25 protein-coding genes are annotated in these 23598 nt (G+C 28.4%); 9 read left to right on the top strand and 16 right to left on the bottom strand.

Annotated elements, in window-relative coordinates:
* Positions 1 to 664 precede the first annotated feature (664 nt).
* The 4 genes from rplS to R3342_RS06415 form a co-directional block, all read right to left on the bottom strand.
* Entirely contained in the window at positions 665 to 1015 is a 351-nt protein-coding gene (gene rplS / locus R3342_RS06400) for a 50S ribosomal protein L19 (RefSeq protein WP_318939083.1), read from the bottom strand.
* Positions 1016 to 1103: 88 nt separating this feature from the next.
* The gene (trmD, locus tag R3342_RS06405) at positions 1104 to 1781 is read right to left on the bottom strand and encodes a tRNA (guanosine(37)-N1)-methyltransferase TrmD (protein ID WP_318939084.1); all 678 of its coding nucleotides are present in this window, start codon (positions 1779 to 1781) and stop codon (positions 1104 to 1106) included.
* Positions 1782 to 1823: 42 nt separating this feature from the next.
* Positions 1824 to 2669 carry a peptide chain release factor N(5)-glutamine methyltransferase gene (prmC, locus tag R3342_RS06410; RefSeq protein ID WP_318939086.1) on the bottom strand — a complete coding sequence of 282 codons (846 nt, stop codon included), beginning with the start codon at positions 2667 to 2669 and terminating at the stop codon, positions 1824 to 1826.
* Complete coding sequence (locus R3342_RS06415; RefSeq protein ID WP_318939088.1) at positions 2669 to 3160, bottom strand: GNAT family N-acetyltransferase; 492 nt, start codon at positions 3158 to 3160, stop codon at positions 2669 to 2671. The genes prmC and R3342_RS06415 overlap by 1 nt, the downstream gene beginning before the upstream one ends.
* Before the next feature lie 22 nt (positions 3161 to 3182).
* Here R3342_RS06415 and ribD point away from each other — a divergent pair, with 22 nt between their 5' ends.
* Positions 3183 to 4229 (top strand): bifunctional diaminohydroxyphosphoribosylaminopyrimidine deaminase/5-amino-6-(5-phosphoribosylamino)uracil reductase RibD, encoded by a 1047-nt coding sequence (gene ribD / locus R3342_RS06420; protein WP_318939090.1) that lies wholly within the window; start codon positions 3183 to 3185, stop codon positions 4227 to 4229.
* On the opposite strand, the gene R3342_RS06425 is transcribed toward ribD, so the two are convergent.
* Positions 4230 to 5270 (bottom strand): isoaspartyl peptidase/L-asparaginase, encoded by a 1041-nt coding sequence (locus R3342_RS06425; RefSeq protein WP_318939092.1) that lies wholly within the window; start codon positions 5268 to 5270, stop codon positions 4230 to 4232.
* Positions 5271 to 5342: 72 nt separating this feature from the next.
* Here R3342_RS06425 and R3342_RS06430 point away from each other — a divergent pair, with 72 nt between their 5' ends.
* Positions 5343 to 5978 (top strand): YigZ family protein, encoded by a 636-nt coding sequence (locus R3342_RS06430; protein WP_318939095.1) that lies wholly within the window; start codon positions 5343 to 5345, stop codon positions 5976 to 5978.
* Here the strand turns inward: R3342_RS06430 and R3342_RS06435 are convergent.
* Positions 5973 to 6380: a thioesterase family protein gene (locus tag R3342_RS06435; RefSeq protein ID WP_318939097.1), complete on the bottom strand. Its 408-nt coding sequence runs from the start codon at positions 6378 to 6380 to the stop codon at positions 5973 to 5975. The genes R3342_RS06430 and R3342_RS06435 overlap by 6 nt on opposite strands.
* Positions 6381 to 6543: 163 nt before the next feature.
* On the opposite strand from R3342_RS06435, the gene dnaA reads away from it, so the two are divergent.
* Genes dnaA through R3342_RS06450 form a run of 3 tightly spaced genes read left to right on the top strand, consistent with a single transcriptional unit; the run spans position 6544 to position 9143 of the window.
* Entirely contained in the window at positions 6544 to 7971 is a 1428-nt protein-coding gene (gene dnaA, locus R3342_RS06440; RefSeq protein ID WP_318939099.1) for a chromosomal replication initiator protein DnaA, read from the top strand.
* A 3-nt stretch (positions 7972 to 7974) separates the two neighbouring features.
* The gene (locus R3342_RS06445; RefSeq protein WP_318939101.1) at positions 7975 to 8427 is read left to right on the top strand and encodes a low molecular weight protein-tyrosine-phosphatase; all 453 of its coding nucleotides are present in this window, start codon (positions 7975 to 7977) and stop codon (positions 8425 to 8427) included.
* Entirely contained in the window at positions 8427 to 9143 is a 717-nt protein-coding gene (locus tag R3342_RS06450) for an SAM-dependent methyltransferase (RefSeq protein ID WP_318939103.1), read from the top strand. The genes R3342_RS06445 and R3342_RS06450 overlap by 1 nt, the downstream gene beginning before the upstream one ends.
* Before the next feature lie 59 nt (positions 9144 to 9202).
* Here R3342_RS06450 and R3342_RS06455 read toward each other — a convergent pair whose 3' ends face one another.
* The 4 genes from R3342_RS06455 to dapF form a co-directional block, all read right to left on the bottom strand.
* Positions 9203 to 9820, bottom strand: a complete 618-nt coding sequence (locus R3342_RS06455; RefSeq protein WP_318939105.1) for a peptidoglycan-binding protein LysM — start codon at positions 9818 to 9820, stop codon at positions 9203 to 9205.
* 453 nt (positions 9821 to 10273) lie between these two features.
* Complete coding sequence (gene mltG, locus R3342_RS06460; protein ID WP_318939107.1) at positions 10274 to 11311, bottom strand: endolytic transglycosylase MltG; 1038 nt, start codon at positions 11309 to 11311, stop codon at positions 10274 to 10276.
* A gap of 1 nt (position 11312) precedes the next feature.
* Entirely contained in the window at positions 11313 to 11834 is a 522-nt protein-coding gene (locus R3342_RS06465; RefSeq protein ID WP_318939110.1) for a GNAT family protein, read from the bottom strand.
* Positions 11834 to 12613, bottom strand: a complete 780-nt coding sequence (dapF, locus tag R3342_RS06470) for a diaminopimelate epimerase (protein WP_318939112.1) — start codon at positions 12611 to 12613, stop codon at positions 11834 to 11836. The genes R3342_RS06465 and dapF overlap by 1 nt, the downstream gene beginning before the upstream one ends.
* Before the next feature lie 159 nt (positions 12614 to 12772).
* Between dapF and R3342_RS06475 the strand changes: the two genes are divergently transcribed.
* The 3 genes from R3342_RS06475 (at position 12773) to R3342_RS06485 (ending at position 16729) form a co-directional block, all read left to right on the top strand.
* Positions 12773 to 14179 (top strand): trypsin-like peptidase domain-containing protein, encoded by a 1407-nt coding sequence (locus R3342_RS06475; protein WP_318939114.1) that lies wholly within the window; start codon positions 12773 to 12775, stop codon positions 14177 to 14179.
* A 126-nt stretch (positions 14180 to 14305) separates the two neighbouring features.
* The gene (locus R3342_RS06480; protein WP_318939116.1) at positions 14306 to 15751 is read left to right on the top strand and encodes a glyceraldehyde-3-phosphate dehydrogenase; all 1446 of its coding nucleotides are present in this window, start codon (positions 14306 to 14308) and stop codon (positions 15749 to 15751) included.
* 54 nt (positions 15752 to 15805) lie between these two features.
* A complete protein-coding gene (locus tag R3342_RS06485; protein ID WP_318939118.1) occupies positions 15806 to 16729 on the top strand; it encodes a DMT family transporter in 924 nt (307 codons plus the stop codon).
* A gap of 51 nt (positions 16730 to 16780) precedes the next feature.
* Here R3342_RS06485 and R3342_RS06490 read toward each other — a convergent pair whose 3' ends face one another.
* From R3342_RS06490 to R3342_RS06505, 4 genes are read right to left on the bottom strand one after another with little or no spacing between them, the layout of a single operon-like run.
* Positions 16781 to 17284, bottom strand: coding sequence for a DsrE/DsrF/DrsH-like family protein (locus R3342_RS06490; RefSeq protein WP_318939120.1), 504 nt, complete (start codon positions 17282 to 17284; stop codon positions 16781 to 16783).
* Positions 17285 to 17308: 24 nt separating this feature from the next.
* Positions 17309 to 17620: a TusE/DsrC/DsvC family sulfur relay protein gene (locus tag R3342_RS06495; protein ID WP_318939122.1), complete on the bottom strand. Its 312-nt coding sequence runs from the start codon at positions 17618 to 17620 to the stop codon at positions 17309 to 17311.
* An 18-nt stretch (positions 17621 to 17638) separates the two neighbouring features.
* Positions 17639 to 18322: a DUF1641 domain-containing protein gene (locus R3342_RS06500; RefSeq protein ID WP_318939123.1), complete on the bottom strand. Its 684-nt coding sequence runs from the start codon at positions 18320 to 18322 to the stop codon at positions 17639 to 17641.
* Positions 18323 to 18340: 18 nt separating this feature from the next.
* On the bottom strand, positions 18341 to 19573 hold the full coding sequence (locus R3342_RS06505) for an FAD/NAD(P)-binding oxidoreductase (protein WP_318939125.1): 1233 nt from the start codon (positions 19571 to 19573) through the stop codon (positions 18341 to 18343).
* A gap of 221 nt (positions 19574 to 19794) precedes the next feature.
* Between R3342_RS06505 and ligA the strand changes: the two genes are divergently transcribed.
* Positions 19795 to 21798, top strand: coding sequence for an NAD-dependent DNA ligase LigA (gene ligA / locus R3342_RS06510; RefSeq protein WP_318939127.1), 2004 nt, complete (start codon positions 19795 to 19797; stop codon positions 21796 to 21798).
* On the opposite strand, the gene R3342_RS06515 is transcribed toward ligA, so the two are convergent.
* Positions 21795 to 22445, bottom strand: a complete 651-nt coding sequence (locus R3342_RS06515; protein WP_318939128.1) for a Crp/Fnr family transcriptional regulator — start codon at positions 22443 to 22445, stop codon at positions 21795 to 21797. The two genes, ligA and R3342_RS06515, sit on opposite strands and share 4 nt — an antisense overlap.
* Before the next feature lie 91 nt (positions 22446 to 22536).
* Positions 22537 to 23577 (bottom strand): porin, encoded by a 1041-nt coding sequence (locus tag R3342_RS06520; RefSeq protein WP_318939130.1) that lies wholly within the window; start codon positions 23575 to 23577, stop codon positions 22537 to 22539.
* Between the last annotated feature and the right edge of the window lie 21 nt (positions 23578 to 23598).

The following is a 23598-nucleotide window of genomic DNA, read 5'->3' on the forward strand; positions in this document are numbered from 1 at the left end:
TAGCTTTTAAAAATGCATAAATAGCTATGGTTTTTTGAATTAAAAATAAAATTTGATAAGTGTTTTTAGGAAATAAATAAGAAAAACAAAAGCCATAATATTGATTTCTCATTATCATGGCTTTTTGCTGAAGCTCTTTTTTAATAAGTCTACACTAATTCATTTGGTTCCGCTTATGTTGTTCTTCTAAAAGCCCAACGCTAACCTCATTATTTAACGTAACTTGTTTAATTCTTACAAATTAACTTCTTATTATTAAGTAACTTCTTAAAATAGCTCTTAAAACTTTGTTGCAATTTACTAGAAACTACTTGCTTTAAATAACTATTTCAAATGTCTTTAAAACTTGTGTCCATTTATTCATGCTAAACACATGGCTACATTACTATTTAAAGTTAAGTTTTAAAAACGATGTTCAAGAACATTTAGAACTTTCATTAAAGTTGTTTTAAGTACTTTTTAAAACTTGCGTTTTAAACCTTCCAAAAAACATTTCTCTGATAATTCTTGTGTAAAGAAAGTACTCAAATTTTAATAATGCAAATTTTTAACTCATTATCTTTCAACAAGATATAAACCAAGGTTATTAACAATTGTTTATAACAAAAGAACCCGTATTAATTTATTAATACGGGTTCTTAATTTTATAAAAAGAAAAAATAAACTAACGTCTTTTTTCTTGAATTCTAGCTTTTTTACCAGTTAAACCTCTAAAGTAGTAAATACGTGCTCTACGAACTCTACCATGTTTGTTAACTTCAATTTTTTGAATTGCAGGTAAATTAATTGGGAAAATACGTTCAACACCAACTGTTCCTGACATTTTACGAATAGTAAATGTTTCTGATGATCCAGAACCTTTACGTTGAATTACAGTTCCTCTAAAAAACTGTGTACGTTTTTTATCTCCTTCTCTAATTTCGTAATAAACAGTAATAGTATCACCAGCTTGAAATTGAGGAAATTCGTTTTTAGATACAAATTCGTCTTGTACAAATTTTACTAAACCTTCCATTTTTATGTTTTTTTAGTGTTTTTCAATAACCAACATTCACGATTTTCGTCAGAGGTTAATTTTGAGATTGCAAATTTAGTAAAAAAGATTACTCTTCCAACAAATCGGGTCTTATTTTTTTAGTTCTTTCTATAGCTTTTTCATTTCGCCAATCTTCTATTTTTGGAAAGTTACCAGATAAAAGTATTTCTGGTACCTTTAAGTCGTTATAAACAGCAGGTCTGGTATAAACGGGAGGGGAAAGCAAATTATCTTGAAATGAGTCCGTTAACGCTGAAGTTTCATCACCTAAAACACCTGGAATTAATCGTATAACGGTGTCGCATAAAACTGCTGCGCCTAATTCTCCACCACTTAAAACATAATCTCCAATAGATATTTCTTTAGTGATAAATAAATCCCTAACACGTTGATCTACACCTTTGTAGTGTCCGCAGAGTATTATAATATTTTTTTGAAGCGATAATTTATTTGCAGTTTGTTGGTTTAAAGTTTCAGCATCAGGAGTTAAGTAAATTATTTCATCATAAGTTCTTTCTGCTTTTAGTTTCGAAATGCAATTATCAATTGGTTCAATCATTAAAACCATTCCTGCTCCGCCACCATATTGATAATCGTCAATTTTACCATAATCATTTAAGGCATATTTTCTTAAATCATGAAAATGAACTTCTACTAATTTTTTGTCTATAGCTCGTTTTATAATAGAATATTCAAACGGGCTTTTAATGAGTTCAGGAGATACTGTTATGATATCGATTCGCATTTGGCAAAGATAAGCAACCTAGCAGAATTAATTGTTAACTTTTTAAAGAGAAGCTTTTATCATTCTGTCATTTTTAAAGATATCTTTTCTTAATTCTATATTTTTAAAGCCTTTTTCTTTTAAAAGATTTAAAGTCTCTTTACTTAAATACTGATTAATTTCGAAAAAAAGATTTCCATCTTTGGTTAAATGTTGTTTAGCTAAATCCGCTATTTTATTGTAAAAAAGCAAAGGATTTTGATCTTTAACAAATAATGCTAAATGTGGCTCATTTGCTAATACATTTTGTTGTATTTCGGTTTTTTCTAATTCTCTAACGTAAGGAGGATTACTAACTATAATGTCAAAGGTATTATTGAGTTTGCTGATTTTTAAAATGTCAGTTTCTATAAAGTTTATATTTACATTGTTGTTTTTCGCATTTATAGCTGCTGTATTAATAGCTTTTGGAGAAATATCAATTGCGTAAACATTAGCGTTAGGTAAATTTTTAGCTAAAGAAATGGCTATACAGCCACTTCCTGTTCCAATATCTAAAATGTTTATTGTATTTTTTTTGTGATTTTTAGATAAAACCCATTCCACTAATTCTTCTGTTTCTGGCCTTGGAATTAAAACGTTTGGGTTTACTTTAAAAGTTAAATTAAAAAAATCGGTTTCACCTATTATATATTGTATTGGTTGTTGTTTTTGCAGTTTTTTAATTGCAGATTGAAGAAACATTAAATCATTATCTTCAACTTTTAGTTGAGGATTTAAAGCGATATCTGTACGTGATAATTTTAACCTAAAATTTATCAGTAAATTAAAGAAGGATAAAATTTCAGTTTCAGGATAAATACTTTTAAGTTCTGTAAAAAACTGATTTTTTAAATCGATAATATTCATTATAAATCTTTAAGCATCCATAAATTACATGAATAATGTCCAGTGTCTCCCATACGTTCATTTAAATTTTTAAAGCCTGATTTTTTATATAGTTTCCGAGCATCTTCCATGTATGGTAGTGTTTCTAAATAACATTGTTCAAATCCAAATTCTTTTGCTTTTTTCAGGCATAACTCCATCATTTTACTGCCTAAACCAATTCCTCTAGCTTCTGGTAGAAAATACATTTTTTGTAATTCACATACCTTGCCATCATAATTTTCTAATTGTTTAATTCCGGCTCCACCATAAACATCGCCATCTTTTTCAATAATATAATAAACTGCTTTTTCAATGTTATATGTTTCAAAAAGTGTATCCAATAGTTTATCGGCATATGCGGTACCAACTTTAGGAACTCCAAATTCAATTAATATATCTCTAATAGCTTGCGCAATTTTAGGATTATCTTCAAGTTTAATTTCTCTAATTGTAAAGTTATTATAGGTCATTTTTATGTACTATTTTTGCGGTGTGAATATACACGAAAAATACATAAAAAGATGCATTGATATTGCAAAAAATGGTATAGGAACTACATATCCTAACCCTATGGTTGGCAGTGTGATTGTAATTAATGATGTGATAATAGGAGAGGGATGGCATAAAAAGGCGGGAGAACCTCATGCAGAAGTAAATGCTATTAATTCTGTTAAAGATAAATCACTTTTACAGCATGCAACTATGTATGTTAGTTTAGAGCCATGCTCTCATTTTGGAAAAACGCCACCATGTTCAAATTTAATTGTTGATAGTGGAATTAAAAATGTGGTTATAGGTACTATTGATAATAATAGTTTGGTTAGTGGAAAAGGTGTCGATTATTTAAGAACTAATGGTTGCAATGTTGTTGTTGGGGTTTTAGAAAATGAATGTTACAAATTAAATAAACGTTTTTTTACTTATCATAGTAAAAAAAGGCCATATATTATTTTGAAATGGGCGGAAACGGCTGATGGTTTTATAGATAAACTTAGAGATAGCGATTCAGATAAGTCACCAAATTGGATTTCAAATAGCTATTCACAGCAATTAGTTCATAAAATGAGAGCTCAAGAACAGGCAATTTTAGTTGGTACTAATACAGTTTTAAATGATGATCCAAGTTTAACAACGAGGCTATGGAAAGGTTCTAATCCAATAAGAGTAGTTTTGGATAGAACTTTAAAAATTTCTAAGGATTACAAAGTGATGGATAATAAAGCGAAAACTATAATATTTACTGAAGAAGTTGAAAAACTAACTAAAGAAAATATATTTTTTGAAAGAATTGATTTTTCTAAAAATGTTCTAAATCAAATTTGCGAAGGTTTATATAAATATGAAATACAGTCAGTAATTATTGAAGGTGGTGCGCAAGTATTGCAAAACTTTATTAAAGAAAATTTGTGGGATGAGGCTTACGTTTTTATAGGAAATACAAATTTTGAAAAAGGTATTAAAGCTCCAGAATTAGATAAAATACCATCTAAAAAATATACTATTTCAGATGATATTTTACATTTATATAAAAATCAGTAGTTATTCAGTTTCTTTAAACATTTCAATTTTTTGTTCACCATCCGATTTTTTATATCCTCTAAACATACCTGTGGAATTAAAATCCCAATATACATTTCCGTTTTTGTCTAATAAAATCATTCCACCTTCACCGCCTAATTTACCTATTTGATTAAATAAAACTTCATGCAAAGCATTTTTTGGATTCATATTTTTGTACTGAATTAAGTTTGAAACTTCATGAGCTGCAACAGTTCTAATAAAATATTCACCAGTTCCAGTTGCTGAAATACCACAAGTTTTATTGTTTGCATAGGTTCCAGCTCCAATAATTGGTGAATCTCCAATTCTACCGTATTTTTTATTTGTCATTCCGCCTGTTGAAGTTCCAGCAGCAATATTTCCATTTTTATCTATTGCAACAGCGCCAACAGTTCCATATTTATGATCATCAATTAGTTCTTTATTTATTAAAAGGGATGTTCTGCTTTCTTTATTTTGAATTTTATGAAGTTGGTCTAATCGTTTTTGAGTGTAGAAATAAGTACTATCTACCATTTCAATACCATATTTTTTTGCTAGTATTTCAGCTCCTCTTCCTGAAAGCATAACATGTTCAGTACTATCCATAACTACTCTTGCAGCTAAAATTGGATTTTTAATATGATTAACTCCAGCAACGGCACCTGAATTTAAAGTTTTTCCATCCATAATTGAGGCATCCATTTCTTGTTTACCTTCACTATTATATACGGCTCCTTTTCCTGCATTAAATAATGGTGAATTTTCCAAAACATTAATTGCAGCTTCCACAGCATCTAATGAAATTCCTCCATTTTCTAATGCTTTATAACCTGCATTTAAAGCTTCTTGTAATTTTTGCGTATAAGCATCTTGTTGCTCTTTTGTAAAATACTCTTTTTTAATTCCTCCAGCGCCACCATGAATTACAATAGCAAAAGAATTTGGTTTTCGGTTGTTTTCTTTTTTGTTTTTAGTTAATGTTGATTCGCATGCGGTTAAAAACAAAAAAGTCAGTAAAATAGTTATAATACGTTTCATAATAAAGTGTAGATAAGTTTATCAAATTTATCGATTTAAAAATGAAATAAAAACTGAATTGAAATTATATCTTTGCAGTATATAAAAAAATCAGTTATTTCTTTAAAAAAGGACACATATAAAACTATAGAAGTTTCGGTTGGCGAAGCTTTATACAAAGAAAAAGGAAGTAAGTTTATCGGATTTGCTTTTCCTGTTTTATCAGAAGATGAAGCAAAAATTCATATTCAAGAGTTAAAGAAAAAACATCATGCCGCTAGGCATTGGTGTTATGCTTGGCAATTAGGAATTAAAAAAAAACAGTATCGAGTTAATGACGATGGCGAGCCAAGCAATACTGCTGGCCAACCAATTTATGGACAAATATTAGCTAAAGATGTAACCAATATTTTAGTAGTTGTGGTTCGTTATTTTGGAGGTACAAAATTAGGTGTTGGAGGTTTAATGACTGCTTATAAAACAGCCGCTAAATTAGTTTTAGACGATGCAAATATTATTATAAAAACAATTAATGTTTCGTTTAGATTAAATTTTGAATATGCCGATATGAATAAGGTGATGAAAATTATTAAAGATCAAAATTTAAAAATTTTGAAACAGCAAATGGAATTAAATTGTGAGTTTATTGTTGAAGTTAGAGAAAGTGAAGCTGCTAAAGTTGAGCAACTTTTTAGGGATTTACGATGTTTACAAATTAAAAAGTTATAACTCTATTTTTGTTAACTTATCTAATAAATACTTTGGTGGTCTTGTAGGTTTGTTGGTTTTCATATTTATAAAAACCAAAGTTGTAGTTGCGGTGGTTAATAATTCATTTTGTTCATTATAAATTTCGTAATTAAAATTTATTTTAACGGAAGGTGTTTTTACAAGCGTAGTTTTTAGGGTTAATAAATCGTCGTATTTTGCAGGTTTTAAATAATTTATATTTAGATTAAATACAGGTAACATAATACCACTTTCTTCCATTTCTTTATAAGAAATGCCTATATTGCGAAGCCATTCAATTCGCCCCATTTCTAAGTATTGTGCGTAATTGCCGTGATAAACATAGCTCATTTGGTCCGTTTCGGCATATCTAACTCTGAATTGAATAGTAGATGATAACATAGTGAGTTTTTAGGTTTTGTTATTTACGAAAAAATAAATTAATAATCAATAGATATTTTATTTTTTTATAACAAAAAATATTCACATTTTTGTATAGAGATAATGTTATCATTATTTTAGAAAAATCAGCAAGCTTTAACCTAAAAATACTAGTGAAAATATAATGATTAAAACTGCATCAACAGTTTGGAATGAATGTTTATTATTTATTAAGGATAACATTAAGCAACAAGCCTATAAAACTTGGTTCGAACCAATTAAGCCAATAAAATTATCTGGTGAAGTACTTACAATTCAAGTTCCTAGTAAATTTTTTTACGAATGGTTGGAAGAACATTATATAAAATTATTGAGGGTTGCATTGGTAAAATGCCTTGGAGAAGATGCTAAATTAATTTATGATGTAAGAATGGAAAATAACTACAGTAGTGCTAATCCGCATACTGTTAAAATTCCAAGCTCTAACAGAAATCCAATTAATGCACAAGGCGTAAATGTTCCACTAGATATTAACAAAAGAGAACTTAAAAATCCATTTGTAATTCCAGGAATTCAAAAATTAAAAATTGAATCTCAATTAAATCCTAATTATAATTTTGATAATTTTATTGAAGGAGACTCTAATCGTTTGGCTCGTTCAGCAGGAATTGCTGTAGCAAATAAACCAGGAGGAACATCTTTTAATCCATTATTAATTTATGGTGGAGTAGGATTAGGGAAAACGCATATTGCTCATGCTATTGGGGTTCAAATCAAAGAAAAGTATCCTGAAAAAATGGTACTTTATATTTCGTCTGAAAAATTTACACAACAATTTATAGATTCAGTAAAAGGTAATAATAGAAATGATTTTATTCATTTTTATCAAATGATAGATGTCCTTATTATTGATGATGTTCAGTTCTTGTCAGGAAAAACAGGAACACAAGATGTGTTCTTCCATATATTCAATCATTTACACCAAAATAGTAAACAAGTAATTTTAACATCTGATAAAGCGCCTGTAGATATGCAGGATATTGAACAACGTTTATTATCTAGATTTAAATGGGGATTATCGGCGGAATTACAAGCTCCAAATTATGAAACTAGAGTTTCTATTTTGCAAAACAAACTGTTTAGAGATGGTGTTGAAATGCCAAATGAAATTATAGAATATATTGCAAAACATATAAAATCTAATGTTAGAGAACTAGAAGGAGTGTTAATTTCTATGATTGCACAGGCTTCTTTTAATAGAAAAGAATTTACACTTTCACTAACAAAACAAATTGTAGATAAATTTGTAAAAAACACAAAACGAGAAGTTTCTATAGAATATATTCAAAAAATTGTCTCTAATTATTTTGAATTAGATGTACCTACATTGCAATCTAAAACTAGAAAAAGGCATATTGTACAAGCGCGTCAATTAGCAATGTATTTTGCTAAAAGAATGACTAAAGCTTCTTTGGCTAGTATTGGTTCTCAAATAGGAAAAAGAGATCATGCAACTGTACTTCATGCTTGTAAAACAGTAGATAATTTAAATGAAACTGATAAGCAATTTAGAAAGTATGTAGATGATTTAACTAAAAAACTTACCTTTTAATTAATGACGAAAATATTAATGGTTTGCTTAGGTAATATTTGTAGGTCGCCTTTGGCCGAAGGTATTTTAAAATCTAAGTTAATTACAAAAAATATTCAAATAGATTCAGCGGGAACAGGATCCTATCATGTTGGTGAATTACCAGATCCAAGATCTATTGCTATTGCTAAAAATAATGGAATAAATATTACAGATCAAAGAGCAAGAAAATTTGTGGTAGAAGATTTTGATAATTTCGATCTTATTTATGTAATGGATGCTTATAATTATGATGCTGTTATGAAATTAGCCCGAAATGAAGCTGACAAAGCAAAAGTTGATTTTATTTTAAATGCTGTTTTTCCAAATGAAAATTTAGATGTTCCAGATCCGTATTCAGGAGGAGATTATGGATTTAAAAATGTTTTTAAGATGTTAGATGAAGCTTGCGAAATAATAGCCAAAAAAATAATTTAATGGAAAATAATAAAGGAGTTTTATATTTGATTCCAACTACTTTAGGAGATAATGAACCATTAGAAGTAATGCCAATTTCTGTTAAAAAAACAGTGGAACAATTAGATTATTTTATTGTTGAAAACGAAAAAACAGCTCGAAAATTCATTAAAAGAATTACTCCAAAAAAATCTCAATCTTCATTAGTTATTTTTAAATTAGATAAATATGCTGATGCTTTAGAAATACAAACGTATTTAGATAGTTGTGAAAAAGGTATTTCAATAGGGTTGTTATCTGAAGCAGGAATGCCAGCAATTGCTGATCCTGGTGCTGAAATAGTTAAATTGGCACACCAAAAAAATATTAAGGTGGTTCCGTTAGTTGGTCCTTCTTCTATTTTATTGGCTATGATGGCCTCTGGTTTTAATGGTCAAAATTTTGCCTTTAATGGATATCTTCCAATAGATAATTCTGAAAGAAAAAAAGCAATAAAAAATTTAGAAAAATTATCTAAAGAAAAGGGACAATCTCAAATTTTTATTGAAACACCATATAGAAATGAAAAAATGTTTAATGATTTAAAAAGTTCATTAACTCCAAGTACTAAGCTTTGTATAGCCTGTGATATTACTTTGAAAGATGAATACATTAAATCTTTAACTATACAGGAATGGAAGAATGAAAATCCAGATTTGTATAAAAGACCTGCAATATTTATAATTCATAAAGAATAAAAAAAAGCGTAAACAAATAAAATGTTTACGCTTTTTTTATTAACCAAAAATTAATCAAATTATAAAGCAGGATTTTTTGAAGCTTCAATGATTGAAGTATCATATCCTGAAAATTGTTTTAAATAGTGTTGAACCGAAGAGCCATAAGCATCTTTAAAGTCAAAACTTCCATTACTTCTAAGGTATTTTTTTACATTTCCAGCTCCAGCTAAATGTGCGGCTGCTAAAATTCCTGATTCTGTAATTTTAATGTGGTTTATAGTTTTACCAGCACTTCTTTTAATATCTCTTCTTAAAATCCATTTATTTACAGAACAAAGTGCTCTAAACGCATCTTCCTGTAATTCAGGATCCTGTAAAAAGTGACGTGTGTTGTAAATATTAAATCGTTCTAAAGTAGTTCTTCCAAATTGATATTTACCTAAATATCCTAAAGTGTTAACGGTATTATACTTTCCTTGAGATTCTTTAAATGCTATAGCCTCTCTAAATCCGTTAAAGGATTTACCAACAAAAGGAATATTAATTTGGTTATAAATACTTTGATTTTTTGTAGGAACTGTACTTGTGTAATTGGGTCTTAATAAACTAATATCTCTAGTTTCACCTTCATTTGAAAAACTTGATATAATAATTACTAGTGCCAATAAGCTAAATAATAATAGTACTTTTTTCATAATTTAAAGGTTTTTGCCTTATAAATTTCAGCGTGCAAATATACGATAAATTATTAAATATTTAAATATAGTGTTTTAAACAACTTGTTTTTTAAATAATAATTAACATTATCTATATTTCATTCATAATAAATTAACAATTATTTATGAAAAATGCTTAGGTATAATTAAATGCCTTATCATTAATTTATTATTATAATAATTCCCAACAAAAATCAATTTTAAAATTTCAAAGTATTATATATCTTATATTCTGAATGTTTTTATATTGTTGTGGGAACAATTAATTTCAATGTAAAAATACGACGTAGTTTAATTCAATAATCAATAAATAGATGGATGTAAGTAAAAAATACACAAATGGTTAAATTTTGATAATAAACCACAAAAAAGCTTAATTTATTTTTGTAAGTTGTTTAAATACAGAATAATACGTTTTTTAGGAGTTTAATTTTATCGATTTATTCCTTGTTTGGAAAGCCATTTTTGATACTTAATTGCATTTCTATTGTGTTGTGCTAACGTTTTTGAAAACTCGTGTTCACCAATATGGAAAGTGCTTGCGCACATATAAAAGTAGTCATGGTTTGCAGGGTTTAAAACCGCATTTATGGATGATAAATCTGGCATTCCAATTGGACCAGGAGGTAATCCTAAGTTTTTATAAGTATTGTATGGGGAATTAATTTCTAGATCTTTTGTTAAAACTCGTTTAATTACAGTATTTGCTGTATTCCCTTTCTCTTTAATGGCAAATATTATTGTAGGATCAGCTTGTAATGGCCATTTATGTTGTAATCTGTTTAAATATAATCTGGCTACTTTAGGTCTTTCTGCAATACTTGCAGTTTCTTTTTGTACGATGGAAGCTAAAGTAATAACTTTGATTGGAGTAAGTCCTAACTCTTTTGTTTTTGCTAATCGGGTTTTATTCCAAAATTTACGATATTCAACTAATAATTTAGCTCTTAATTTGTTAGGAGTAATATTCCAATACACTTCATAAGTGTTTGGTAAGTACATTGCTAAAGCAGTTTTTTTTGTAAATCCTTCTTTTGCTAAAAAAGATGCATCATTAAAACTATTATATAAATTAATAGAATCTGCTTCAATTTGTGTAGAAATTCTTCCAGCTAATTTTTTTAAGTTATCTTGATTATTAAAAGCCAACTTTACGGGAGTTTGTTTTCCACTTCTTAATAAATTAATTAATTCGTTGTTACTTAATCCTTTTGTAACAAGATATTTGCCAGGTTTTATGTTAGTAGGATATTTTTTTTTGTTAGAAACCCATATAAATGACTTTATGTTTTTTAAAAATGGACTAATTAAATTTTCAACTTCACTAAAGTTGCTATTTGTAGTAATGTATAAAAAGCCTTTTTTTATAGTATTTGGTTTGTAAATTTTGCTATAAAAATTATAAGTAACAACACCACCAATTAAAACTAATGAACTTATAATTAGTAAAAAGAGTTTTTTTAGATTCATTTTATTCTTTTATTAATTGGTAAATATTTTCATCTTTAAATTCGTTTTTACTGAAAATCCAATCTTTTTTCACACCTGTTTTTTTGAAATTAAATTGTTCGAATAAATGAATACTTTTACTATTATCTGTTGTAATATTCGCATAAATTTGATGAATATTTAAATAGGTAAATGCATAATCTATTAATAGTTCTAACGCTTCTGAACCAAATTTCTTATTTTGATATTTCGGAAGTATTAAAATACCAACACCTACACGTTTATGTTGTGGATTAAAATTAAATAAATCTATCATTCCAACAGGAATGTTTTTAGTATCACAAATTACAAATCTAAATTGTTTGGCTTCGTAAATATCTTGATGTGCATTTTCAATATAATTTTGTAATAAGTGTTTTGAGTATGGAGTTTGAGTATTGCTTACTTCCCAAAAAGCTTCATTATTTTCCGTAGAAAATAAAAAATCTAAATCTTCTGGTTCTAGAGCCCTAAGCGTTATGTTTTTTCCGTGTAAAGTAGCCATTATAGTTTAATGTTTCCTTCAAATACTTTTACTGCAGGTCCAGTTAAAAATACGTTAGTATAGTTTTGGTTTTCAAAATCAAAAGAAACTTCTAGGTTACCTCCAAGAACTTCTAATTTTATATGATTAGCATTAGTTTTATTAGTTTTGTTGGCGGCAATAGCAACTGCAGTAGCGCCTGTACCACAAGCTAAAGTTTCATTTTCAACTCCACGTTCATAGGTTCTCATTTTAAAGGAGTTGGCGTCTATTTGTTCAACAAAATTAACATTTGTTCCTTCTTCAAAATATGGTTTTCCGTATCTAATTTTAGCTCCTTTTTCTTTAACATCTATATCATCAATATTAGTTTGAAACAGAATATGATGTGGAGAGCCCGTATTTAAGAAAGTATGATTTTTAAATTCTTTAATGGTATTAACATCAGCCATTTTTAGGCTAACTAGGTCGTTTTTAATGTTTGCTGAATGTTCACCATCAACAGCTTCAAAAGAGGTGATATTATTAATAATTTTTAATTCTTTAGCAAAAGCAACAATACATCTTCCTCCGTTGCCGCACATTGTACCTTCTTTTCCATCAGCATTAAAATAAATCATTTTAAAATCAAAATTATCTGAATTTTCTAATAAAATTAATCCGTCAGCTCCAATTCCAAATCGTCTATCACATAATTTATTAATTAAATCTATGTTGTTTTTAGGAAATGATAAAGTTCTATTATCTATCATAATAAAATCGTTTCCTGCACCTTGATATTTGTAAAAATGTATTTTCATTATTGCAAATGTACTAAATTTAGTACTAGTTTATTTTAAAATTAAAGCAGTAAAATTTAAATGTTAAAAACCGTTAAATGAGCGTTAATGAAGCGTTAAAGTGATTTTTTACTTTCAAATAAGTCCTAATTTTGAGTAGAAATTTAAAAATAAAATAAGATGAAAAAACTAGTAAGTATTGTGTTATTCTCAGCTTTAGGAGGTGCTATGACATTAAGTGCTTATAAATTATTTATTGAGAAACCTCAAGTTGTTATTGAAAAATCGATTAAAACTAATCCTGCTGTTGTTAATACAACGTATAGTAAAAATGCGGTTAAGTCATTTGAAAATACGGATTTTACAGTAGCAGCGGAAAAAACTTTAAATGCGGTTGTGCATGTAAAAAATACGTCTGTAGAAGTTGTTAGAGATCCATTTTCAGAATTCTTTTATGGACAAGGGAATGGAGTTAAAAAGTTTTCACAAGTAGGAATGGGAAGTGGCGTAATAATATCTCCAGATGGATATATAGTAACTAATAATCATGTAATTAGGAATGCTACGGAATTAGAAGTTACGTTAAATAATAAAAAAGTATATAAGGCAAAAGTAATAGGATCAGACTCTAAAAATGATATTGCTTTACTTAAAATTGATGCAACCAATTTGCCGCATATTGTATTTGGTGATTCAGATGCTGTAAAAGTAGGTGAATGGGTTTTAGCGGTTGGTAATCCTTATAATTTAACATCCACAGTAACAGCAGGAATTATTAGTGCAAAAGGTAGAGATTTAGATGGAAATGGAAGTACAGATTCTTTTTTGCAGACCGATGCAGCGGTTAACCCAGGAAATAGTGGAGGAGCTTTAGTAAATAGTAGAGGCGAATTGGTAGGTATAAATACAGCAATTTCTTCTCAAACAGGATCATTTATTGGATATTCTTTTGCAGTTCCTTCTAATATTGCTAAAAAAGTAGTAGAAGATATTATGGAGTATGGAAATGTGCAACGAGCTATGTTAGGTGTTACAGGTGGGGGAATGACCAATGAATACGCTAATAAATTGGGAATAGATTTTACAGAAGGATTTTATATTTCACTTGTAAATGATAATTCTGGAGCTAAAAAAGCGGGTTTAAAAACAGGTGATATTATTACTCAAGTTGATAATATTAAAATAACTTCATTTGCAGATTTAACAGGTTATTTAAACACAAAAAGACCAAATGATGTGGTTAATGTAACTTATTTAAGAAATGGAAATGAAAAAAACACCAATGTAAAGCTAATAAAATACACCATAAATACTGTAACGACTCTTGGTTTAGGTTTGGAAAATTTAAATAAAAAAGAATTGAATAACCTGAAAATTGATAATGGAGTAAGAATTGAAAATATTACAAATAAGGAACTGTTATATTATGGAGTTAAAAAAGGATATATTATTACCTCAATTAACAATCAAAAAGTAAATTCTGTTGATGATGTTAATAAAATTATTTCAAACAGAGATAAAGGAGAAGTTCTTTATATTGTAATGAGAAACTTAAACGGAGACCTAGAAAGATATATATTTAGGTAAACAGTTTTTCATAAGTTGATTTTTATTTAAATCCTTTTCAAATTGAAAAGGATTTTTTTTATTAACATGTGTTGCGAAAACGTTTGAAATTGGTACTTTTGCACAAAAAAACAACACAACAAAAAAATGACTTACAACAAGCTTTACGAAAAAGAAGTCTCTTTTCAAGCAAAAAGAAGAAGAGCAACAGTGGAACTAATTAGATTAATTAGTGATTTATGGTATGATGATACCGTTGAACTAGTTTTATTTAGAAATCAATTATTAGATAGAAATGTTAGTGAAATTCTTAATTTAATTGAATACGCAAGTGATTTTGTAGAAAAACCAATTTCAATTTTTGATGCCGTTGCGATTGCTAACGAAATTAAAAAACATAAGTTAGCTCCTTCTAAAATTGATTTAGGTAAATTAGTTTATGAATATCATTTAGAAGATACAAAACCAAATTTATATGAATTTGTTGAAGAAAAACTTAATGCAGCAAAAAACGAAAATGGTAATGTACCAAAAGATGTAGTTTTATTTGGCTTTGGAAGAATAGGAAGGTTATTAGCAAGAGAGTTAATGACTCGCATGGGAAAAGGTAAATTATTACGATTAAGAGCCATTGTAGTTCGCGGAGAAATAAATGAAACCGTACTAGAAAAAAGAGCTTCTTTATTGCGAAATGATTCTGTTCATGGTGATTTTCATGGAACAGTTAATATTGATGTTGCTAAAAATGCATTAATTATTAATGGGACTACGGTACATATAATTTCTTCTAAAAATCCTGAAGATATTGATTATACTTCTTATGGTATTTCCGATGCGCTTTTAATTGATAATACTGGAGCATTTAGAGATGAAGAAAGTTTAGGAAGACACTTAAAAGCAGAAGGCATTTCTAAAGTTTTATTAACCGCTCCGGGGAAAGGAATTCCAAATATTGTTTATGGAGTTAATGAAAACAAATACGATCCACAAGAAGTAAATATTTTTTCAGCAGCTTCGTGTACTACAAATGCAATTACACCAATTTTAAAAGTTATGGAGGATAATTTTGGAGTAATTCACGGACATTTAGAAACTATACATGCATACACAAACGACCAAAATTTAGTGGATAATATGCATAAAAAATACCGAAGAGGTAGAGCAGCGGCATTAAATATGGTAATTACGGAAACTGGAGCAGGAAAAGCAGTTTCAAAAGCATTACCTTCATTTGAAGGAAAACTTACATCAAGCGCAATTAGGGTTCCTGTGCCAAATGGTTCATTGGCTATTCTAAATTTACAATTAGAAAATGCAGCAAGTAAAGAAACTATAAACCAAATAATGAAAAAAAATGCGCTAGAAGGAAATTTGGTAGAACAAATTAAATATTCATTAAGTAATGAATTAGTTTCGTCAGATATTGTTGGAACATCTTCACCTGCAATTTTTGATAGTCATGCAACCATTTCAAGTAACGATGGAAAAAATGTGATTTTATATGTTTGGTATGATAATGAATATGGATACAGTCATCAAGTTATGAGATTAGCGCGTTACGTTGCACAAGTAAAAAGATTTGCTTTTTATTAATTATTAGCAACTTATGTTGCTAAAATCCATACAATTTAAAATTACCTTTGGTATATGAATTTTTCAGATGCTACCAAAGGTTTTTTATTTGCATTAATTTCTGTAATTGCAGTTTCTAATGTGTATATTTTTAGTAAAGCTGCTTTAATGGAAGTAAAAATTGCACAGTTTGGAGTGTATTGGTTTGGATTTGGATTTCTTTGGATTTTAATTTTTGCTTGGTTTAAAAAAACGTATCCAATAATTAAAGAACTTTCATTAAGAAGTTATTTAATATTAGGTGTTTTAGGGGTAAATCAAGTTGTTGGAACTTACTTTTTTTTTAAAGCAATTCACACTATTTCAAACCCTTCCATAGTTTCATTTATTGCAAACTTATCTCCAGTATTAGTATTAATTTTTAGTTTTTTAATACTAAAAGAACGATTTAATAAAATAGAATTATCAGGAATGTTATTAGTGTTAGTTGGAGCTTTTATTATTAGTTATAAAGGAAACACAAATTTAAATACGTTGTTTATAAACGGAACTCAGTTTATTTTATATTCTAGTATTTTAGGTGCAACAAATTCAGTAATTATAAAAAAGAATATAGATATTATAAACCCAATTATTTTAACAATTAGCAGAAGTTTTTTCTTATTAATATTCTCTTTAGGGCTGTTAAAACACCTAAATTTATCTTTAGATATACCAGTAACTGCGTTAAAAAATATTTTTATTGGTTCTATATTAGGGCCTTTTTTAACTGTAGTAACAGGATATATTTCCTTAAAATATATAAAGTTATCTCATAAAGCTATAATAATGAGTACCAAAGGATTGTTTGTGCTAATTGGCTCTTATTTGTATTTTGGAAACTTTCCGAAATGGTTAGCAATAATTGGTGGGTTTATTACTATTATTGGAGTTTTGCTAATAGCTTTTGGTAAAATGAAAAAGAAACAAAAAATAAAATTTATAAATACAAGTATATAAAAAAGAGACTGCATTAGCAGTCTCTTTTTAGTAATAAAATTTATTAAAAAATTAAGTGAAAATTATCTGAGTTCTGTCTCCATCACACATTTCATAAAATTGACCAATGGTAATAATATCAGAAACCTCATCTGATAAATCTTCTTTTTTTAATTTAAACATGTCTACCGCTAATTTACAAGCGTAAACTTCTCCGCCACCTGCTGTAATCATTTCTAAAAATTCATCTACTGGAGGCATATCTAAAGCTTCCATTTGTTTACGCATCATTCCAGAAACTGCAGATTCAACTCCAGGTAATCCTCCAAGCATGGTTGGAAAAGGTAATCCTCCAGGCATGCGCATTGCAGGGTTTCCTGTGGTTGCAGTATGTAAATGATTCATAGATTTTTTGGTAATACCATCTAATCCAAAAAATGTAAAAAATACTTTAGTTTCAATACCTTCCATAACAGCTCCATTTGCCATTACCAATGTTGCATAAACATCTTCTAAAGACCCTTTAGCACAAATCATGCATACTTTTTCTAAGGGTTTTTTTTCTTGATTTTCCATAATATAGAATTAATTAGTTAATAATTAAACACAACTTGTTGGTTTTGGAATTCCTGCTATTTTTGATGAAAATTTTAATGGTCCTTTAGGAAATAATTTATATAATTCTTTAATATCTACTACTCCTGATTTACCAACTTTTCTAATTGTTAATGCTTCTCCAGCTTTTGTTTTTTCGCGTAGGTAATTAAGTACTTCAAAGTGTTTGTCAGTTAGTTCAATACCTATTTCTTTTGCAATTTCTTTTGCAATTTCTTCATTCCATTGATTCATGTCTTCAAGATATCCATCATCGGTTACTTGTACTTGCACATCTGCAATTGTTTTTACTGCCATAATTTTGGTTGTTTTAATTTATAATTTTTCTTTAATAGTTACATCCTTAGATACGTTTTTCATAAATGTAATACCGTATCCAAGTGCTTTTTTCATTTCTGGGCTATTCATTTCTTTCATTACTCTCCAAATGGAGTAAGAAGGTACACTTTCAGTTTCCATACTGTTAAATGCTTTAACTGCATTTTCCATAGTTCCAAGTACTTCAGGCTGTGTCATTTCTTTTATTATAGAAAGAATAGATACTATACTGTCTGCTAATTGTCTTAGGTCTTCTGGTTTGAAACCAGTTACAACATTATCTAAAATTGGACCTAATTCTCTAAAGAATTCAAAGTATCCTTTTTGGTTGTATAATTGTAATTGTTTAGTAAAGTCTATAATAACTTCATTTGCTATTGGACCAGCTTCTTTACTAAAGTCAAAAGCCATTTCAAAAAGATTCATAACTGTTTTAAAATTACCAATGTTTTTTAGCATAGTAACTACTAAATCAGTTAATTCAGATGGTTCAATATTAATTTGTCTTTTGTCAAGTTCATCTACAGCATTATCGTAAACATCTTTACCAATAATACTTAAATCACTTACTAAATCTTCAATAACTAAAGTATCTTTTCTTTGTTGCTGAACATGGCCTAGAATTAAATCTAGTTTTTTGTCAAGCGCATCTATTTGCGATTGTATATTTTTATCTTCCATTACAAATCACTATTTAGATTAAACTCGTTGTTTTCCAGCCATTGTCATATCTGCTTCAATAGGTAATTCTTTACCTTTAATTAAAATATGCCAATAAATCCATCTAAATAATACTTTTCCATAATGATTCATTTTGGTGTTTTTTAATAAACCAAATGGACCAATTCCAGGTAAAGGGAAAGTTCCAGGAAGTGGCTCAGTGTCATAATTAAAATCGATTAAGGCCCCTTTGCCATAACCGGTTTCAATATAACAGTTAGCGTGACCATCAAATTTTGCAGGTAATGCTCTTCCTTCCATAGCTGCAAGAAGGTTTTCCATTAAAATCTCTCCGGCAAAATGCGCTACAGAACCTGCTTTTGAAGTAGGGATATTAGCAGCATCACCAATAACAAAAATATTTTCGAATTGTTCAGATTGTAAAGTGAATTTATTGGTTTTTACGTAATTCATATCATCACCTAAGCCACTTCGTTCAATCATATCCGATCCCATATTTACAGGAACAATAGTTAATATATCAAATGGTATTTCACGTTCGTCATATGAAACAATCTTTTTGTTTTCATTGTCAACGTGTTCCAAGTAAAAATCAGGAACTACCTTAATATTTTTTTCTTCCAATAATTCGCCTAACATTTTTGATGCCACTGGTTTTGTAAATGCACCAGACATTAAAGTAACGTATGTAATATTTACTTTGTCTCTAATTCCTCTTTTTGCAAAATAAGCTTCTGCTAAACAAACAAACTCAATAGGAGCAACTGGGCATTTATAAGGTAGCTCTGGAATACACATTACTAAATCACCACCTTCAAAGTTTTTTAATCTTTGGTGTAAAGCTAAAGCTCCTTCTATTGTGTAGAAATCAAAGATATCTTTGTACCATAATTTATCTTTTAATCCTGTAGTTTCAGATGGTCGTGTTTGTGTACCAGTTGCTATAATTAAGTAATCATAATTTAACACTTTTCCTCCATCTAAATATACTTTATTTTCTTCTCCAACTATTTTATCAATTGGGCTAAATATTACCTCAACTCCAGCAGGGAAAAAATCGTATTTTGGTTTAGTTACATCTTGTTTATTATAAATTCCAAAAGGGATAAATAAAAAACCTGGCTGATAATAATGGGTCTTATATTGATCAACTATAGTTACTTTCCACTCTTCTTTGTCAAGCTCTTTATATAATTTATTGAGCATCATTGTACCTGCAGTTCCTGCACCTAATATCAGTAAGTTTTTCATTTTATGTGTTTTATTAATTATTAAGTTTTAATTATGATGTAAAGTTACTTAAGTTACATATTAATGTTTATGATAATTGTCAGTTAGTATTGTAACGTAAGTTACATTTGTATTAACGTAATTTAGCTGTTATTATTTGCAATAAACCTAGGATTTAACACAAAATTAGGATAGTTGATTTTCAAAAAATATGATTACTTTTAGCATTGAAAATTATTGAAATGATAGAAGAGTTAGAACATCAGATTAAGCAACTTAGAGAAGAGCTAAATACGCATAATTATAATTATTATGTTTTAGATAATCCAACAATATCCGATCGTGAGTTTGATTTAAAGTTGAAAGAATTAGAAAAACTAGAGATTGAAAATCCTCAGTTTTTTGACCCTAATTCTCCAACACAAAGAGTGGGAGGAGAGATTACTAAAAATTTTAAAACAGTTGTTCATAAAAATAGAATGTATTCTTTAGCAAATTCTTACTCCTTAGAAGATTTAAATGATTGGGAAACTAGAATTAGAAAATTGATAGATGATGATGTTTTAGAATATACTTGTGAACTTAAATATGATGGAGCTTCTATCAATTTAGTTTATGAAAATGGAGTTTTAGTGCAAGCTGAAACTCGTGGAGATGGTTTTCAAGGAGATGATGTAACTACAAATGTTAAAACTATTAAATCTATTCCATTAGTATTAAAATCAGAATTTGTACCTAATTTTGAGATACGAGGTGAAATTATTTTGCCTTTAAGCGGTTTTAATAAAATGAATAAGGAAAAAGTAGAAGCAGGAGAAGATCCGTTTAGTAATCCAAGAAATACAGCAAGTGGAAGTTTAAAAATGCAAGATAGTGCTGAAGTTGCAAAAAGACCTTTAGATTGTTTGCTTTATCAAATTGTAGGAAATAAATTACCTTTTAAAACGCACTTTGAAGCATTAAATGAAGCAAAAAATGCAGGATTTAAAGTACCTGATACAATGGTAGTATGTAAAAATATGGATGCTGTTTTTCAATTTATTAATACTTGGGAAGAAAAAAGACATCATTTACCATACGAAACGGATGGAGTTGTTATTAAAGTAAATAATTTAGCGCAACAAGAAGAATTAGGTTTTACTGCGAAATCACCTCGTTGGGCTATTGCATATAAATTTAAAGCAGAACAAGAAAGTACTATTTTAAATGAAATTACTTACCAAGTTGGAAGAACAGGAGCAATTACACCAGTTGCAAACTTAAAACCAGTACAATTAGCAGGAACTATTGTAAAAAGAGCATCTTTACATAATGCAGATCAAATTGCAAAATTAGATGTAAGAGTTGGAGATACTGTTTATGTTGAAAAAGGTGGAGAAATTATACCTAAAATTGTTGGAGTAGATTTAAGTAAAAGACCATTGAATTCAGTTTCAACAGAATACATTACTCATTGCCCAGATTGTAATACAGAATTGATTAGAACAGAAGGAGATGCCAAACATTATTGTCCTAATTATTATGGCTGTCCAACTCAGATTACAGGCAGAATTCAACATTTTATAAGTAGAAAAGCAATGAATATTGATGGTTTAGGAGCAGAAACCATTGAATTATTGTTTAAAGAAGGCTTAATTAAAAATTATGCCGATTTATATGAATTAAAAGCTTCTCAAATAATTCCATTAGAAAGAATGGCAGAAAAATCTGCAGAAAATATAATTTCAGGAATTGAAGCATCAAAAAAGGTACCTTTTGAAAAAGTTTTATTTGCTTTAGGGATTAGATTTGTTGGGGAAACCGTTGCTAAAAAATTGGCAAAAGCTTTTAAATCTATTGAAATTTTAAGTAAAGCATCTTTTGAAGAATTAATAAATGTAGATGAGATTGGAGATAAGATAGCAGAAAGTGTTCTCGAATTTTTTAAAAATGAATTGAATACTGAATTAATAGATCGATTAAAACAATATGGTGTTCAACTTAAACTAAATGAGGAAACACTTAAAAATATAACCAATAAATTAGAAGCTAAAATTTTTGTAGTTTCAGGTGTTTTTGAAAAATTTAGCCGTAACGAATTAAAAAAATCAATTGAAGATAATGGCGGAAAAGTTTCCAGCTCTATTTCTAAAAAAACAAATTTTATTATTGCTGGGGATAAAATGGGCCCAAGCAAAAAGGAAAAAGCAAATACACTAGGTATTTCAATTATTACAGAAGAAGATTATTTACAAATGATTAATTAAAAATTTACAATAATACGGTTACGTCTTATAGTAATTTTTCCTTCATTTTCTAATTGTTTTAGCATACGAGAAACTACAACTCTAGAAGTGTTTAAATCATCTGCAATTTCTTGATGAGTTATTTTTAAAACACTGTCTTTCATTATTTTAACTTTGTCAGATAAAAATTTATATAGTCTGTCGTCTAATTTCATAAAAGCTAAACTATCAATTGCTTCAACCATTTCAATTAGTCGCATATGATAACTGTCAATAATAAAATGGCGCCAAGTTTCATATTTTTTAAGCCATTCATCAATTTTATTTACAGGAATAAAAATAGCTTCTGTATTTTTTTCTGTATTAGCTTTTAAAATACTTTTCCTTCTGTTAATGCAATTTACAAAGGAAACAGCACAAGTATCTCCTTTTTCTAAAAAGTACAATGTAATTTCTTCCCCATTTCTATCTTCTCTAACTACTTTAACAGCTCCATTTAAAATTAGAGGAATATGGGTCATATTATCTCCAATATTAATTATTAACTCGCCACTTTTTAGAGATTTGTAGGCTCCTAATTCACAAATTTCATTAATTAATTCTTTTTCAAAGATGTGTGAATAATAATCATTTAATTTTTCTTTAAGGAATGCTTTATCATTTATCATTTGTGCTAAATTACAGATTTATACAAAGATACAATATAACAAAAAAAAACTCCTGACAAATGTCAAGAGTTTTTAAGGATTCAAATAATTATTACCACTTTATTTGGATTTGAGCTAATAACATATCATTATCTACATTTATATAGGTTTCAATATGTGCTTGGTAATTTAATTGAATACGTACTTTATCATTTATAAAATAGTTTGCACCAATTGTCATCATTTCTTGATATCCAATTTTTTTAACATCAATATTTGGGTCAAAATATTCATACTTAAATACTGGTTGTACTTTCCATTTAGTATCGTATGAAACCATTATATAAGCACCATCTCTTTTTTCTCCTAACTCAACTGGTTCAGATCCACAACCTCCACCAGCTGCTCGATTATAATCACCTTCATCATAAATATATTCACCTTGAATTTTGAAGTTATTTAATTTTAAGGCCATTTCAGCACCATAAGTTGTTCTAGTATCATCATTGTTATTAGGATAACCATATCTAAAACTACCACCTATAGTCATAAAGTCAAAAAGTTTATAAGATACTCTACCAATAATATCTTTTTTCGAATTATTATCTACCACGTTTAAACCTCTACCATTCATTAATGCAACAGCATAATTAAATTTAGTGTATTTATTACCTCCTAAAATAATTAAACCGAAGTCACGTTGTGGAGCAACTAATTGATCGGAAACAATTGATCTATCAATAGTTGTTAAGTTATTACAAGGTGTATTTACCTCTAAACCAAATGGTTGCTTGAACGAACCTACAGAAATTTTTGCCCAGTTATATTTTTTATAGGTTACAAATGCATCCATTAAATATGCACTTCCAACACCACCAATAAATGGACTAGCTTCTAACATAAAGTAATAAGAAAAATCATTATCTATATTTCCTCGTACACCAATTCTTGCCCTTTTAAATTTTAAGGTATTTTCATTGATGTCATTAAAAGTGTAATCGTATTGAGTTTGTAAGTAACCAAAAATTTTAATTTTTGGGGCAGCTCCATCTTTATCAGTTACTGGATCATCTCCGTCACATCCTTGTGCATAGGTTAAATTCAGTTGAAATAGGATTGCTATAACTAATGATATATATATTTTAATTTTCATTGTTGTAATATTTAAATTTGA

Source organism: Lutibacter sp. (assembly GCF_033723435.1).
In the GTDB taxonomy this organism is placed as follows: domain Bacteria; phylum Bacteroidota; class Bacteroidia; order Flavobacteriales; family Flavobacteriaceae; genus Lutibacter.